This window comes from Vogesella facilis (assembly GCF_042648525.1).
GTDB lineage: Bacteria > Pseudomonadota > Gammaproteobacteria > Burkholderiales > Chromobacteriaceae > Vogesella > Vogesella facilis.
The window spans coordinates 256,271-271,225 of record NZ_JBHRXN010000030.1 but is presented as its reverse complement, the minus strand read 5'-3'; the positions used below and the strand labels follow the sequence as shown (position 1 = coordinate 271,225).

General features: G+C 66.4%; 12 protein-coding genes. 10 read left to right on the top strand and 2 right to left on the bottom strand.

Annotated features, from left to right (window positions below; all coding sequences use genetic code 11):
* Positions 1-9 precede the first annotated feature (9 nt).
* Together pgl and zwf are read right to left on the bottom strand one after the other, a co-directional pair.
* A complete protein-coding gene (pgl, locus tag ACFOLG_RS11075; RefSeq protein WP_386091695.1) occupies positions 10-696 on the bottom strand; it encodes a 6-phosphogluconolactonase in 687 nt (228 codons plus the stop codon).
* Positions 697-886: 190 nt separating this feature from the next.
* Positions 887-2,359, bottom strand: coding sequence for a glucose-6-phosphate dehydrogenase (gene zwf, locus ACFOLG_RS11070; protein ID WP_386091693.1), 1,473 nt, complete (start codon positions 2,357-2,359; stop codon positions 887-889).
* 252 nt (positions 2,360-2,611) lie between these two features.
* Between zwf and edd the strand changes: the two genes are divergently transcribed.
* The 10 genes from edd to ACFOLG_RS11020 all read left to right on the top strand — a co-directional run bounded on the left by edd (position 2,612) and on the right by ACFOLG_RS11020 (position 14,955).
* Positions 2,612-4,456 carry a phosphogluconate dehydratase gene (edd, locus tag ACFOLG_RS11065; RefSeq protein ID WP_386091691.1) on the top strand — a complete coding sequence of 615 codons (1,845 nt, stop codon included), beginning with the start codon at positions 2,612-2,614 and terminating at the stop codon, positions 4,454-4,456.
* A 122-nt stretch (positions 4,457-4,578) separates the two neighbouring features.
* Positions 4,579-5,205 (top strand): bifunctional 4-hydroxy-2-oxoglutarate aldolase/2-dehydro-3-deoxy-phosphogluconate aldolase, encoded by a 627-nt coding sequence (locus tag ACFOLG_RS11060; protein WP_386091689.1) that lies wholly within the window; start codon positions 4,579-4,581, stop codon positions 5,203-5,205.
* Positions 5,206-6,385: 1,180 nt separating this feature from the next.
* The gene (locus ACFOLG_RS11055) at positions 6,386-7,063 is read left to right on the top strand and encodes a response regulator transcription factor (RefSeq protein WP_386091687.1); all 678 of its coding nucleotides are present in this window, start codon (positions 6,386-6,388) and stop codon (positions 7,061-7,063) included.
* A 38-nt stretch (positions 7,064-7,101) separates the two neighbouring features.
* Positions 7,102-8,526, top strand: coding sequence for a sensor histidine kinase (locus tag ACFOLG_RS11050; protein WP_386091685.1), 1,425 nt, complete (start codon positions 7,102-7,104; stop codon positions 8,524-8,526).
* Between the two features lie 309 nt (positions 8,527-8,835).
* Positions 8,836-10,080: an ABC transporter substrate-binding protein gene (locus ACFOLG_RS11045; RefSeq protein WP_386091683.1), complete on the top strand. Its 1,245-nt coding sequence runs from the start codon at positions 8,836-8,838 to the stop codon at positions 10,078-10,080.
* A gap of 127 nt (positions 10,081-10,207) precedes the next feature.
* Complete coding sequence (locus ACFOLG_RS11040; protein ID WP_386091681.1) at positions 10,208-11,107, top strand: carbohydrate ABC transporter permease; 900 nt, start codon at positions 10,208-10,210, stop codon at positions 11,105-11,107.
* Positions 11,100-11,957 carry a carbohydrate ABC transporter permease gene (locus ACFOLG_RS11035; protein ID WP_449369287.1) on the top strand — a complete coding sequence of 286 codons (858 nt, stop codon included), beginning with the start codon at positions 11,100-11,102 and terminating at the stop codon, positions 11,955-11,957. The genes ACFOLG_RS11040 and ACFOLG_RS11035 overlap by 8 nt, the downstream gene beginning before the upstream one ends.
* A 4-nt stretch (positions 11,958-11,961) precedes the next feature.
* Positions 11,962-13,071 (top strand): ABC transporter ATP-binding protein, encoded by a 1,110-nt coding sequence (locus ACFOLG_RS11030; protein WP_386091679.1) that lies wholly within the window; start codon positions 11,962-11,964, stop codon positions 13,069-13,071.
* A complete protein-coding gene (locus ACFOLG_RS11025) occupies positions 13,071-13,967 on the top strand; it encodes an aldo/keto reductase (protein ID WP_386091677.1) in 897 nt (298 codons plus the stop codon). The genes ACFOLG_RS11030 and ACFOLG_RS11025 overlap by 1 nt, the downstream gene beginning before the upstream one ends.
* A 163-nt stretch (positions 13,968-14,130) precedes the next feature.
* A complete protein-coding gene (locus tag ACFOLG_RS11020; RefSeq protein WP_386091675.1) occupies positions 14,131-14,955 on the top strand; it encodes an HDOD domain-containing protein in 825 nt (274 codons plus the stop codon).

Here is a 14,955-nt window from a genome sequence, read left to right as displayed (position 1 = left end):
ATCCCTCGCTCAGGCGGACCAGTACACGTCCAGCGGACGGGCAGTGGCGCTCAACAGGTGGCTGATCGGCAGCGTATCGCTGACGGCGGCGGCGGCATTGTCCAGCACGCGGCGCTTGGTCTCGCCGGCAATCGCAAGGTACAGCTTGCCGCTGCGCTGCAGCTCGGCCAGCGTCATGCTGATGCGGGTGTGCGGCGCGGCCGGCGCGGCCGGCGGCACCACCACCAGCAGTGCGGCAGGGTTGGCCGCAGCCAGGCCTTCGGTCAGGTTGCTGGCGGCCGGGAACAGCGAGGCGGTATGGCCGTCCTCGCCCATGCCCAGCACCGTCACGTCCGGCGTGCGCCACAGTACGGCGGCGGCGGCCAGCTCGGCGGCTGCATCGGCACCATCGTTCACCAGCGGCAGGAAGGCGGCCACGGCGGCGCGGCCCTGCAGCAGGTGCTCGCGCACAAGGCCGGCATTGCTGTCGGCGTGATCCGGCGCCACCACGCGCTCGTCCACCAGGGTAACGGTGACCTGTTGCCAGGGAATGTCCTGCGCGGCCAGCGCCTGCAGGAAGGGTACCGGCGAGCGGCCGCCGGAGACAGCCAGAACTGCCTGGCCGCGCGCGGCGATGGCGGCGGCCAGATCGGTGGCCACGGCCTGCGCCAGTGCGGCGCTGGCTTCCGCCGCGGAGGCAAATGCGTGCAAATTCATCTCTGTATCCGTTGAGTCTGTTCTTATTCGCTGCGGCCAACCTTTTCGGGGGCTAAGGTTGGCCGCAGACTTGACTGCATGTTTACGAGCTACGGCACAGCGTGAGGGCGCGGGATTGGCATGCAGTCAACGCGCATCACCGCATCGAAACCAACGCCGTATCGCCGACGCGCAGCAGGGCGTTAACGGCTCAGCACTCCTCGTGCCACGACACCCCGTCGCGCGACAACAGCGCGCTGGAGGCGGCCGGGCCCCAGGTGCCGGCGGTGTACTGCTTGGGCGGGGTGGTGCTGTGCTGCCAGTGGTCCATGATCGGCTCCACCCAGCGCCAGGCTTCCACCAGCTCGTCGCGGCGCATGAACAGCGCCAGCTTGCCGCGGATCACGTCCAGCAGCAGGCGCTCGTAGGCGTCGGCGCGGCGTACCTTGAACGATTCGTGGAAGTCCAGGTTCAGGTGCACCGGCTGCAGGCGCTGGGTATCGCCCGGCTCCTTGGACAGGAAGTACAGGCGGATGCTTTCTTCCGGCTGCAGGCGGATCACCAAGCGGTTGGCGGTGTTCAGGCCCATCGGGCTGGGGAACAGGTGGTGCGGTACGTCGCGGAAGTTGATCACGATCTCGGCCACGCGCTCCTGCATGCGCTTGCCGGTGCGCAGGTAGAACGGCACGCCGGCCCAGCGCCAGTTGTCGATCTCGGCCTTGATGGCGACGAAGGTCTCGGTCTGGCTGCCGGCGGGAATGCCCTGCTCCTGCAGGTAGCCCACCACCGGCTGGCCGCTCACGGCGCCGGCCTTGTACTGCGCGCGCACGGTCTTGCCGGCCACGTCCTGCTCGGTAAACGGGCGCAGCGCCTTCAGCACCTTCAGCTTCTCGTCGCGCACCGCGTCGGCACCCAGGTTGGCCGGCGGCTCCATCGCCACGATACACAGCAGCTGCAGCAGGTGGTTCTGCACCATGTCGCGCAGCGCGCCGGTGCTGTCGTAGAAGTCGCCGCGGCTGCCCACGCCCAGTTCCTCGGCAATGGTGATCTGCACGTCGTGAATCCACTCGCGGCGCCACAGCGGCTCGAACAGCGCATTGGCAAAGCGGATGGACAGCAGGTTCTGCACCGACTCCTTACCCAGGTAGTGGTCGATGCGGTACAGCTGCTCTTCCCTGAAGTGGCGCGCCACCGCTTCGTTGATCTCGTTGGACGATTCCAGGTCGTGGCCCAGCGGTTTTTCCAGCACCACGCGCACCTTGTCGTGGTTCAGGCCCACCGCGGCCAGGTTGTCGCAGATGCCTTCGAACAGGTCCGGCGCGGTGGCGAGGTAGCACACTGCCACGCGGTTGCCGTGCTGGTTCAGCGCTTCGGCCAGCGACGGGTAGTGTTCCGGTGTTCCGGCGTCTACCTTGAGGTAGTCCACGCGGGCGACGAAGCTCTGCCAGGCAGCGTCGGAGAAGTATTCCTTGATGTGGATACGCGCGCTTTTTTCCACCATCGCCAGGTAGTCCTCGCGCGCCATGTCGCGGCGGCCCAGCGCCAGGATGCGGCCTTCTTCGTTCAGCAGGCCGGCGGCATGCGCCTGGTACAGCGACGGCAGCAGTTTGCGCATCACCAGGTCGCCGGTACCCCCGAACAGCACCATGTCGAAGGCCGGGGTGTGCAGATTAGCGTTGTCCATCCTGATTGTTCTCTCGCGGGGTAGCTTGTGATGTAGTTATATTACCAAACGACAGTCACTTGTCTATGGCCGTAGCCAGCTTTTCATTGTGAGCATCTCAGGTGTTGTTGACGGCCAACAATGCTGCATTTGCTTGATTTGTATGGATTTAACTGGGCGTGGTGCGCTTTTTTTGCGGCAAATGTGGCGTAATGCCTTGCCAACAAACTGTAGTAAAACTACCATTCGACTACCGCAACACGGGCCACCACCATGACTCTGCACCCCGTTCTGAAAGCCGTTACCGACCGCATCGTCGAACGCAGCCGTGCTACCCGCACCGTTTATATGGATCACGTCCGCGCCGCCATGCGCCAGGGCAAGGTAGAGCGTACCCAGCTGTCCTGTACCAATCAGGCGCACGCATTTGCCGCCATGCCGGCCGGCATCAAGATCCACCTGCAGGACAGCGTGCGCCCCAATCTGGCCATCGTGTCTGCCTATAACGATATGCTGTCGGCGCACCAGCCGCTGGAAGCTTTTCCGGCGCTGATCAAGGAAGAGGCGCTGAAAGCCGGCGCCACCGCGCAGTTCGCCGGCGGCGTGCCGGCAATGTGCGACGGCGTTACCCAGGGCTTTGACGGCATGGAGCTGTCGCTGTTCTCGCGAGACGTGATCGCCATGAGCACCGCCATCGCCCTGAGCCACCAGATGTTCGACGCCGCGCTGTACCTGGGGGTGTGCGACAAGATCGTGCCGGGCCTGGTGATCGGCGCGCTGTCCTTCGGCCACCTGCCGGCGGTGTTCGTGCCCGCCGGCCCGATGACCACCGGCATCGCCAACGACGAAAAAGCCAAGGTGCGCCAGCTGTTTGCCGAGGGCAAGGTTGGCCGCGACGCGCTGCTGGCCTCGGAAATGGCCTCCTATCACGGCCCGGGCACCTGCACTTTCTACGGCACCGCCAACAGCAACCAGATGCTGATGGAGATCATGGGCCTGCACCTGCCGGGCGCCGCCTTCGTCAACCCGAATACCCCGCTGCGCGAGGCGCTGACCCGCAAGGCCGCACGCGTGGCTACCGAGATCAGTGCCCAGGGCGGCCGCTACACCCCGATTGCCGAGGTCATCGACGAGAAAGCCATCGTCAACGGCATCGTCGGCCTGCTGGCTACCGGCGGCTCCACCAACCACACCATGCACCTGGTGGCCATGGCGCGCGCCGCCGGCATCAGCATCAACTGGGACGACTTCGACCAGCTGTCGGGCGTGGTGCCGCTGATCGTGCGCGCCTACCCCAACGGCAAGGCCGACGTGAACCATTTCCACGCCGCCGGCGGCATGGGCTTCGTGATCCGCGAGTTGCTGGATGCCGGCCTGCTGCACGACGACGTGACCACCATCATGGGTAAGGGCCTGCGCGCCCACAGCCAGGAAGCCTGGCTGAACGACGGCGAGGCCGCCTTCCGCCCGGCGCCGCAGACCAGCGGCGACGACAGCGTGCTGCGCCCTGCGGCCAACCCGTTCTCCGCCGATGGCGGCCTGAAAGTGCTGGCCGGCAATATCGGCCGCGCGGTGATCAAGGTCTCGGCGGTGAAGCCGGAACACCGCGTGGTGGAAGCGCCGGCGGTAGTGTTCAACGATCAGAACGAACTGCTGGCGGCGTTCAAGCGCGGCGAGCTGGAGAAGGACTTCGTGGCGGTGATCCGCTTCCAGGGCCCGCGCGCCAACGGCATGCCGGAACTGCACAAGCTCACCCCGCCGCTGGGCGTGCTGCAGGAGCGCGGTTTCAAAGTGGCCCTGGTCACCGACGGCCGCATGTCCGGCGCCTCCGGCAAGGTGCCGGCGGCGATCCACGTGTCGCCGGAAGCGCTGCTGGGCGGCGATATCGGCAAGGTGCAGGACGGCGACCTGGTACGGCTGGATGCCGACAAGGGCGAACTTGCCGTGCTGGTGCCGGCGGCCGAATGGGCGGCGCGCCAGCCGGCGCAGATCGACCTGGCGCACAAGCAGTTCGGCACCGGCCGCGACCTGTTCGCCGGCATGCGCCAGCTGGCCACCGCGGCGGAAGAGGGCGCAATGAGCTTCTCCCACCCGCTGTGGCAGCAGGGCGACCGTTAATCACGCAATAGCGCAAAGGTTGGCCGCAAGCCAGCCACTAACATGAGCCACCAAGCAAACCTCGCCGCGCGCCTGAACCCATACAGGCATGCGGCCGGCGGCTCGAAAGGACAAGGATAGACATGGACGCTTTGAATCTGCTTCGCCAAAGCCCGGTAATGCCGGTGATCGTGGTCAACGACGCCGCGGTAGCGGTTGATCTTGCCCGCGCCCTGGTGGCCGGTGGCATCCGCACCCTGGAAATCACCCTGCGCACCAAGGCGGCGCTGGCGGCAATGCGCCGCATCCGTGACGAAGTGCCGGATGCGCTGGTAGGCGCCGGCACCGTGCGCACCCGTGCCCACCTGGAAGCGGCGCTGGATGCCGGCGCGCAGTTCGGCCTCAGCCCGGGCCTGACGCCGGAACTGGCCGCCGCCGCGCGCGCCTCCGGCGTGCCGTTCATCCCCGGCGTGGCCACCGCCTCCGAGGCGATGCGCGCGCAGGACGAGGGCTTCGACATTCTGAAGCTGTTCCCGGCCGAGGCGGTGGGCGGCATCAAGCTGCTCAAGGCGCTGGCCGGCCCGCTGCCGGAACTGCGTTTCTGCCCCACCGGCGGCATCGATGCCTCCAATGCAGGCAACTACCTGGCACTGCCGAACGTGCTGGCAGTAGGTGGCAGCTGGCTGACCCCGGAAGCGGCACTCGCCGCCCAGGACTGGGACAAGATCACCGCGCTGGCGCTGGAAGCCAGCCAGCTGGCCAAGCGCTGAGGCGCACACGTTTTGCCGGCAACGCGCCGGCGGTTGCTGCCGGCCCGGCTGTCCCGGATTGGACGTCTGGCAGCCGGCTGGTGGTGGCCACCTGATCCTTTCCGTCAGACACGCGCTGCGGGATGGTGTGTTTTGTTGCTTTTCGTTTCGTTTGAAGGCGTGCCGACTCTCCCCGGCACGCCCTTTTTTTTGTCCGCTGCGCGGGTGGCGCAACCCGGATAAGCCGTGGGCGCATCCGGGGCAGCTGTCGCGTAGCTGGTTTGGTATCCGCTGCGCGGATGATGATTGGGATGCCGGTGCTGCTTGGTAAGGTGGAGGTTGGATTGAGCGTAGCGAAGCCCAACGTTTACCGGGCTGGCTTGCGTGGTGTTGTCTGGTGTGGCATCCGCTGCGCGGATGATATTTGAAGTTGCCGGTGCCGCCCGGCGGACAGGTTAAGGGGGCCACCGCGGCCCCCTTAACAATCCCCGGCTCCAACTGGATATAAAAAAGGGGGCTGCTCGAAACCCCGGGCAAAACGGCACGCCCCAGGCGCCGCCGAACTCGCCGCGCGCAAACGTCGCGCGGCTCAGACAGGCGGCGGCTTAACACCTGGGGCGCACCGTTTTGCCCGGCTCGCGCCAACGGGAGGGGGCAAGCTGGTGCGGCTCTACAAGTTGGACGTGCGAGATTGAATGGCAAAGAGGCGTGCAAACGTTGGCCGTATCAAGCCACTGCAAAGCAGGCGGCCAACCTTGTGCCGCGCCCGATTGCCCCCTTGGGCCGCGCCGGCAAAACCGGTAGTTGCAAGGTATTAAGCGGCCGCTTTGTTTGAGTCCTGAGCCGTTAGCGAAGGACGAGTTCGGCCGCGCCTTGCGGCTGCCGGTTTTGGCGGGGTTTCGCGGCACGTGGGGGCGAGCGGGGGTGGAGGGGGGCGGCGATACGCCCCCTCCCCGTGCGCCGGGCGGAACCGGCGACTTCAAACAGTATCCGCGCAGCGGATACAAACCCAGACGCGGTAAACGTTGGACTTTGCTGCGCGCAACCCAAGCTACGCGTTATGACCATCAGCCCGCCCCAGTCCGGACGACGGCACCAACGTTGGCCGCATCCCCCGCCAACCCCAGGCCGCACGGCACCCTGCCGCCACCCACGGTTTTGGCATACCATCAGCCATCGTTATTTAACCGCTTACCACGCCATGAAGCTGTTCATTGCCGAAGACGACACCGTACTGGCCGACGCCCTGCTCACCCGCCTGGCGCGGCTGGGCTTCGATACCGCCCATGCCGCCGATGGCCCGCAGGCGCAGCAGCAGCTGCTGGCCGGCGATTTCGACGCCGTGATCCTCGATATCGGCCTGCCGGGGCTGGACGGCCTGCAGGTGCTGCGCAATGTGCGCGTGCACAAGCCGGCGCTGCCGATCCTGATCCTCACCGCGCTGGACAGCATGGAAGACCGCGTCGCCGGGCTGGATGCCGGCGCCGACGACTACCTGGTGAAGCCGTTCGAATTCCCCGAGCTGGAGGCGCGCATCCGTGCGCTGCTGCGCCGGCACCGGGTGGCGGACAGCCCGCAGCGCGACGAGCTGCGCTTTGGCCGCCTGCGGCTGGATCGTGGCGGCCAGCGCGCCTGGGCCGACAACCAGCCGCTGGAGCTGTCGGCGCGCGAGTTGCAGTTGCTGGACATCCTGCTGAGCCATGCCGACCGCGTGGTGACCAAGGAGCAGATCGCCGGCGAGCTGTCCGGCGACGGCGAGGAGGTGGGCGCCAACGCGGTGGAGGTGTACGTGCACCGGCTGCGCAAGAAGCTGGACGGCAGCGGCGTGGGCGTGCGCGCAGTGCGCGGCCTCGGTTACCTGCTGGCGGCGGAGCAGTAGATGGCCGCGGCAGGGTGGGGCCTTGAAAGGTTGGCCGCATGAGTGCTAACCGCCCGCGCCAGCTGTCGCTGCGCCGCCAGTTGCTGCTGTGGCTGCTGCTGCCGCAGCTGGTGCTGTGGCTGGGCGCGGCGTTTCTCGCCTACAAGCTGACGCTGGCCTACGCCAACGAGGTGATCGACCGCACGCTGGCCAAGTCCAGCAGCGCGCTGGCGCGGCAGGTGAAGCCGTTCGGCAACGGCTTCTACGTCGATTTTCCGCGTGCGGCGCGCGACGTGCTGGAGCAGGACCCGGACGACCGCGTCTACTACATGGTGAGTTCGCCGCCGGAGGCCTTCCTGCTCGGCGAGGCGGCGATGCCGCGGCCGCCGGCCAGCAGCGGCGCGCCGGTGGGCGAGACCTTCTTCTACAACGGCAAGCTCGGCAAGCTGGAGGTGCGGGTGGCGGCGCAGTACCTGCCGGCCGGCACGCCGGACAAGCCGGAGCTGATGCTGGTGCAGGTGGCCAAGAGCCGCAACCTGTCGGCGGAACTGGCGCGCCGCATCCTGCTGGACATGGGCCTGCCGCTGCTGCTGCTGATCCTGCTTACCAGCGTGCTGGTGTGGGCCGGCGTCAGCCGTGGCCTGTCGCCGCTGCGCAGCCTGCGCCGCACGGTGGAGGACCGCACGCCGCGCGATCTGGCGCCAATCGAGATCGACAACGCCCCGGCCGAGGTGCGCACCCTGGCCGCCGCCATCAACACCCTGCTGGACGAGGTGCACGCGCAGGTGGCGCAGCAGCGCCGCTTCATCGCCGACGCCGCGCACCAGCTGCGTACGCCGCTGGCCGGGCTGAAGTCGCAGACCGAGCTGGTGCAGGCCGAGCTGGCCGAGGCGGCGCCGGACCTGCCGCTGGCACAGCGCCAGCTGGGGCAGGTGGAAACCAGCGTCGCGCGTTCCATCCGCCTGGTGAACCAGCTGCTGGCGCTGGCGCGCGCCGAGCCGGAGGCCGGGCTGCAGCTGGCGGTGCTGGATCTGGCGGCGCTGGCGCGCGAGGTGGCGGCCGAGGCGGTGCCGCGTGCGCTGGCCGCCGGCATCGACCTGGGGGTGGAAGGCGAGGAGGGCGCGCTGCCGGTGCAGGGCCATGCCGGCCTGCTGCGCGAGCTGGTGGCCAACCTGCTGGACAACGCCATCAGCTACACCCCGCGCGGCGGCGAGGTGACGCTGTGGCTGGCCGCGGCAGGGCGGCAGGTGCGGCTGGAGGTGCGCGACAACGGCCCGGGCATCCCGGCAGCCGAGCGCGAGCGGGTGTTCGAGCGCTTCTACCGTGGCAGCGCCGAAGGCAAGGGCAAGGGCTGCGGCCTGGGCCTCGCCATCGTGCAGGAGATCGCCCGCCGCCATGGCGCCAGCGTCCGCCTGGACGACAATCCGGGCGGTGGTCTGCGGGTGTGCCTGCAGTTGAATCTGGCCGCCACGCAGCCGCCCTGAACGCCTCCGGCAACAGTTTGCCCGCAAAGTAGTGTGTAGTTGAGACACTACTTTTTTCGTTTTTATTGCACTGCAATAAAGGCTGCCTGCCCAATTTCACGCCATTTCAGCGCATTGTCATGACGCGACGCAGCCACGGCGCCGCGTTTCCTTACGGCAATCCCGCCAAAAACTTACGCAAAACTTACATCTCGCGGCTATAGTGCAGCCAACTGCGGCATGGGCAAGGAGAGTTGCCCCGCAGGGCTCGTCGCCCGCAAAGCCAAAAATTCAGCGCCGGGCGGCACACAACACGACAGGAGATGGAACATGGAATTGAAGCGTCTGACCGTGGCCGTACTGGCCGCTACCCTGCTGCCGGCCGCCGCGATGGCAGGTGATGTGGAAGTGCTGCACTGGTGGACCTCCGGTGGCGAAGCCAAATCCGCCGCCGAACTGAAGAAAATGATGACCGCCAAGGGCCACACCTGGAAAGACTTCGCCGTGGCCGGTGGCGGTGGCGACAACGCCATGACCGCGCTGAAGACCCGCGTGGTATCCGGCAACCCGCCGACCGCCGCGCAGATCAAGGGCCCGGCGATCCAGGAGTGGGGCGCCGAGGGCGTGCTGGCCGACATCGATGCGGTGGCCAAGGCCGGCAACTGGGACAAGCAGCTGCCGGCGGTAGTCAGCAGCGTGATGAAGTACAAGGGCAAATACGTGGCCGCGCCGGTGAACGTACACCGCGTGAACTGGATGTGGGTGAACCCGGAAGCATTCAAGAAAGCCGGCGCCACCGTACCGAAAACCTGGCCGGAATTCTTCGTGGCTGCCGACAAGCTGCAAAAAGCCGGCATCCAGCCGATCGCCCATGGCGGTCAGCCGTGGCAGGACGCCACCCTGTTTGAATCGGTAGCGCTGGGTGTGGGCGGTGCCGACTACTACCAGAAGGCATTCGTGAAGCTGGACAAGGCCACCGTCGGCGGCGCGACCACCGTCAAGGTGTTCGAGACCATGGCCAAGATCAAGACCTATATCGACAAGGGTGCCGCCGGCCGTGACTGGAACCTGGCCACCGCCATGGTGATCAACGGCAAGGCCGGCATGCAGTTCATGGGCGACTGGGCCAAGGGCGAGTTCACCGCCGCCGGCAAGGTACCGGGCAAGGACTTCCTGTGCGTGGATGCACCGGGCACCCAGAATGCCTTCACCTTCAACATCGACTCCATGGCGATGTTCCAGCAGAAATCTCCGGCCGCGGTGAAAGCCCAGGCCGACCTGGCCGCCACCATCATGAGCCCGCAGTTCCAGGAAGTATTCAACCTGAACAAGGGTTCCATCCCGGCGCGCCTGGACACCCCGCTGACCAAGTTCGACGCTTGCGCCAAGAAGTCCAACTTCGACATGAACGCCGCCGCCAAGAGCAACAAGCTGGTGCCGAGCTTCGCGCACAAGATGGCGATGCCGTCGGCTACCGAAGGCGCCATGGTGGACGTGATCTCGCAGTTCATGAACTCCAACATGACCGCGCAGCAGGCCACCGAACGCCTGGCCAAGGCCAGCGCGGTACGCTGATCTGACGCTGTAACGGTATCCCGTCCCCGCCCTGCGGCGGGGGCGGCTGCCTGCTCTCGCCGTTCGCCCGCGCTGCCGCCCGGCAGCGTGAACGGTGCCGCTTGATCCGAGACAGCAAGGAACTCACATGTCTGCCTCCGCTACTCAAGGCCTGCGCGCGCTGGCCGACCGCTGGCTGCCCAAGCTGGTGCTGTCGCCGACGCTGGCTGCCAGCCTGATCTTCGTCTACGGCTTTATCGCCTTTACCGGCTGGCTCTCGTTTACCGAATCCCGCCTGATGCCCCGCTTCGAGTGGGCCGGCGTGGTGCAATACCAGGCGCTGTTTGAAAACGAGCGCTGGTGGACCGCTGCGGCCAACCTTGGCATCTTCGGCAGCCTGTTCATCCTGATCTGCCTCATGGTGGGACTGCTGATGGCGGTGCTGCTGGACCAGAAAATCCGTGCCGAAGGCGCACTGCGCACCATCTACCTGTACCCGATGGCGCTGTCCTTCATCGTCACCGGTACCGCCTGGAAATGGATGCTGAACCCGGACATGGGCCTGCAGAAGGTGATGAACGACCTCGGCTTCGCCAACTTCACCTTCGACTGGCTGGTGAACCCGGACATGTCCATCTACACCGTGGTGATCGCCGGCGTGTGGCAAAGCTCCGGCTTCGTGATGGCGCTGTTCCTCGCCGGCCTGCGCGGCATCGACGATTCCATCATCAAGGCGGCGCAGGTGGACGGCGCCTCGCTGCCCACCATCTACCGCCGCATCCTGATTCCCAGCCTGCGCCCGGTGTTCTTCAGCGTACTGCTGATCCTGTCGCACATCGCCATCAAGAGCTTCGACCTGGTGATGGCGCTCACCGGTGGCGGCCCGGGCACCTCGTCCGACGTGCCGGCCATCTTCATGTACCAGTTCGCCTTCACCCGCGGCCAGCTGGGGCAGGGCGCCGCCTCGGCGATGATGATGCTGTTCACCATCGTCGCCGTGCTGGTGCCGCTGATGTACATGGAAACAAGGAGTGCCAAACGTGTTTAAGAACCTGACACCCGGCCGCGCGCTGGTGTATGCCGCGCTGCTGCTGATGGCCATCTACTACCTGCTGCCGCTGTACGTGATGCTCACCACCTCGTTCAAGAGCCTGGACGACATCCGCGCCGGCAACATGCTGTCGCTGCCGCAAGCCTGGGAAGGCGGTGCCTGGGCCAAGGCCTGGGCCGAGGCCTGCACCGGCGTGGAATGCAACGGCATGAAGGGCTTCTTCTGGAACTCGGTGAAGATGACGGTGCCGGCGGTACTGATCTCCACCATGCTCGGCGCGGTGAACGGCTACGTGGTGTCGATGTGGCGCTTCAAGGGCTCGGACGTGCTGTTCACCATGCTGCTGGTGGGCTGCTTCATCCCGTTCCAGGTGGTGCTGCTGCCGATGGCGCAACTGCTGGGCCTGCTCGGCATCGCCAACACCACCACCGGCCTGGTGCTGACCCACGTGGTGTACGGCACCGCCTTTACCACGCTGTTCTTCCGCAACTTCTACATCACCGTGCCGGACGAGCTGGTGAAGGCTGCACGCATCGACGGCGCCGGCTTCTGGACCATCTTCGGCCGCATCCTGCTGCCGATCTCCGGGCCGATCTTCGTGGTCTGCATCATCTGGCAGTTCACCCAGATCTGGAACGACTTCCTGTTCGGCGTGGTGTTCGCCGCCGGCGAGTCGCAGCCGATCACGGTGGCGCTCAACAACCTGGTGAACACTTCCACCGGGGTGAAGGAATACAACGTGGATATGGCGGCGGCGATCATTGCCGCCCTGCCGACCCTGTTCGTTTACATGGTAGCCGGCCGCTATTTCGTGCGCGGTCTGACTGCCGGTGCTGTGAAAGGTTAATGCGATGGCCGCTCTTTCCATCAACAACGTATACAAGACTTACGCCAACGGCACCGATGTGCTGAAGGGCATCGACATCGCCATCGAGGACGGCCAGTTCCTGATCCTGGTTGGCCCGTCCGGCTGCGGCAAGTCCACGCTCTTGAACATGATCGCCGGCCTGGACGATATCTCCAGCGGCGACATCGTGATCGGCAAGCAGCGGGTGAACGAGCTGTCGCCGAAGGATCGCGACATCGCCATGGTGTTCCAGAGCTACGCGCTGTACCCGTCGATGACGGTGCGCGAGAACATCAGCTTCGGCCTGGAGATCCGCAAGGTGGCCAAGGCCGAGATCGACGCCACCGTCAAGCGCGTGGCCGAGATGCTGCAGATCACCCACCTGCTGGAGCGCAAGCCGGGGCAGATGTCCGGCGGCCAGCGTCAGCGGGTGGCAATGGGCCGCGCGCTGGCGCGCAACCCGGCCATCTTCCTGTTCGACGAGCCGCTGTCCAACCTGGACGCCAAGCTGCGGGTGGAGATGCGCACCGAAATCAAGCTGATGCACCAGCGGCTAAAATCGACCATCGTCTACGTGACGCATGATCAAATTGAAGCGATGACGCTGGGCGACAAGATCGCGGTGATGAAGGACGGCATCGTGCAGCAGTTCGGCAGCCCGCAGGACATCTACGACAACCCGGCCAACTTGTTCGTGGCCGGCTTCATCGGCTCGCCGTCGATGAACTTCATTCCGGCCACGGTGGTGGAAGCCGGCAGCCAGATCGGCGTGAAAGTGTGCGACGACAAGGGCTGCGTGGTGCTGCCGCTGCCGCACGACAAGGCCAAGCTGGCGAACTGGGTGGGTAAGGAAGTGATCTTCGGCATCCGCCCGGAACAGATCACCGATGCGCGCACCGCGCACCGCGACGGCCTGCCGGAAATGAGCTGCCATATCGACGTGATCGAGCCGACCGGCCCGGACACGCTGGTGTTCGTGTCGCTGAACAACACCAAGGTGTGCTGCCGCACCCACCCGACCGAGGCCAAGCATCCGGGCGAAAGCATGGACCTGGTATTCGACGTGTCCAAGGCGGTGCTGTTCGACCCGCAGACCGAGCAGCGCATCGCCTGATGAGCGCGCTGGGCTTGCAAAGGTTGGCCGCAGACGGCCCGCTGCTGTCGCCGGTGGCGGCGGGCGTGTGGCGGCTGGACGAGTGGGGCTTTGACGATGCCGCGCTGGCGGCGTGGGTGGAACACGCCATCAGCCTCGGCATCACTACCTTCGACCATGCCGACCTGTACGGCGGCTTCCGCTGCGAGGCGCTGTTCGGTCGCTGGCTGAAGGCCAATCCGTCGCGGCGCGACGCCATCCAGCTGGTGAGCAAGTGCGGCATCAAGCCGCCGGATGCGGCGCGCGGCTGGCGGCTGAAGCACTACGACTGCAGCGCCGAGCACATCACTGCCAGCGTGCACGCCTCGCTGCAGAAGCTGGGCAGCGACCACCTGGACCTGCTGCTGATCCACCGCCCGGACCCGTTGCTGGCGCCGGACGAAGTGGCGGAAACCTTCGAGCGGCTGCGCGCCGCCGGCAAGGTGCGCCACTTCGGCGTCTCCAACTTCAGCCCCAGCCAGTACGCGCTGCTGGCCGCGCGCACGCCGCTGGTGACCAACCAGATCGAGGCTTCGCTGCTGCACACCGCGCCCTTGTTCGACGGCAGCTTCGACCAGTGTCTGCAGCTGGGCGTGCGGCCGATGCTGTGGTCGCCGCTGGCCGGCGGCCGGCTGTTCGACGCGGCGGCCAAGCCGGCGCTGGCGGCGGCGCTGAACCTGCAGGCCGCCGAGCTGGGCGTCAGCACTGCGGCGGTGGCGCTGGCCTGGCTCATGCGCCACCCGTGCCGGCCGCTGCCCATCGTCGGCTCGCGCAAGTTGGCCGCACTGGACGACGCGGCCGCCGCCTGCCGCTTGCAGCTGGACCGCCAGCAGTGGTTCGCGCTGCTGCAGGCGGCACAGGGCCACGAGGTGGCCTGAGATTTCCGTGTATCTCCTGCCTGCAGGAGCGACTCTCCTTAACGGCCTGCGGGCCGTTTTTTTCTGCCCGCGCCACGGGCGACGATTTCCCCTGTACATCCCAATACCATTGCCTAAGCTCATCTGGTAATGCCAACAACAAGTGATGGAAGGGGTGTGCGACATGAAAGTAGCCGAACTGTTCGACCAGGCCGCCGGGCGGCTGCCGATGGTGCCCAAGGTGGTGCAGGAGCTGATCGCCAGCTTCCAGGATCAGAACGTGAATATCGACGACATCATCGACAAGGTGGTGCACGACCAGGTGCTGAGCGCGCGCGTGCTGCGGCTGGCCAATAGCGCACGCTTCGGCGGCAGCCGCAGCATCGGCTCGCTGCACGACGCGGTGGTGATGCTGGGCTTCGACAATGTGCGCATGCTGGTGATCGCCTCCGGCATTGCCGGCGCCAGCATGGCGATTCCCGGCTTCGACATGAAAAGCTTCTGGGGCCGCAGCTTCGAGATGGCCAATACCGGCAAGGTGCTGGCCAAAGTGGCCGGGCAGGATGCGCAGCTGGCGTATACCTGCGGCCTGCTGGCCAATATCGGCGAGCTGGTGTTGCATGTGGCGGAGCCGGAACAGGCGGTGCGCATCGACCGCGTGGTGGCCGGCGGCGCCGAGCGGCTGGCCACCGAGCGCATGGTGCTGGGCATGGACCTGACCGAGGTCGGCGCCGAGCTGGCGCGGCGCTGGAACTTCCCGGACGCCATCCAGCAGGCGATCCGCGACCAGCACCAGCTGGCCGAGCCGTCGCAGGTGTCGCCCTACGCGCTGCTGACCGGGCTGGCGTCCTACATCGTGGCCGGCTTCAACCACGGCATGAGCGAGGCGGAAATGCAGGCCACGCTGCCGCAGGCGCTGCTGGCCGAGCTGGGGGTGGCGGCGGAGAAGATGGCGGACGCGCTGCCGCACCTGAAGGAAGTCAGCACCACGGTGGACAGCCTGCTGTAG

Coding starts and splice junctions, on each gene's coding strand:
- ACFOLG_RS11025 (WP_386091677.1), top strand. CDS start 13,071: ATGAGCGCGCTGGGCTTGCAAAGGTTGGCCGCAGACGGCCCGCTGCTG.
- ACFOLG_RS11045 (WP_386091683.1), top strand. CDS start 8,836: ATGGAATTGAAGCGTCTGACCGTGGCCGTACTGGCCGCTACCCTGCTG.
- ACFOLG_RS11040 (WP_386091681.1), top strand. CDS start 10,208: ATGTCTGCCTCCGCTACTCAAGGCCTGCGCGCGCTGGCCGACCGCTGG.
- ACFOLG_RS11055 (WP_386091687.1), top strand. CDS start 6,386: ATGAAGCTGTTCATTGCCGAAGACGACACCGTACTGGCCGACGCCCTG.
- ACFOLG_RS11020 (WP_386091675.1), top strand. CDS start 14,131: ATGAAAGTAGCCGAACTGTTCGACCAGGCCGCCGGGCGGCTGCCGATG.
- edd (WP_386091691.1), top strand. CDS start 2,612: ATGACTCTGCACCCCGTTCTGAAAGCCGTTACCGACCGCATCGTCGAA.
- ACFOLG_RS11030 (WP_386091679.1), top strand. CDS start 11,962: ATGGCCGCTCTTTCCATCAACAACGTATACAAGACTTACGCCAACGGC.
- ACFOLG_RS11050 (WP_386091685.1), top strand. CDS start 7,102: ATGAGTGCTAACCGCCCGCGCCAGCTGTCGCTGCGCCGCCAGTTGCTG.
- pgl (WP_386091695.1), bottom strand. CDS start 696: ATGAATTTGCACGCATTTGCCTCCGCGGCGGAAGCCAGCGCCGCACTG.
- ACFOLG_RS11060 (WP_386091689.1), top strand. CDS start 4,579: ATGGACGCTTTGAATCTGCTTCGCCAAAGCCCGGTAATGCCGGTGATC.
- zwf (WP_386091693.1), bottom strand. CDS start 2,359: ATGGACAACGCTAATCTGCACACCCCGGCCTTCGACATGGTGCTGTTC.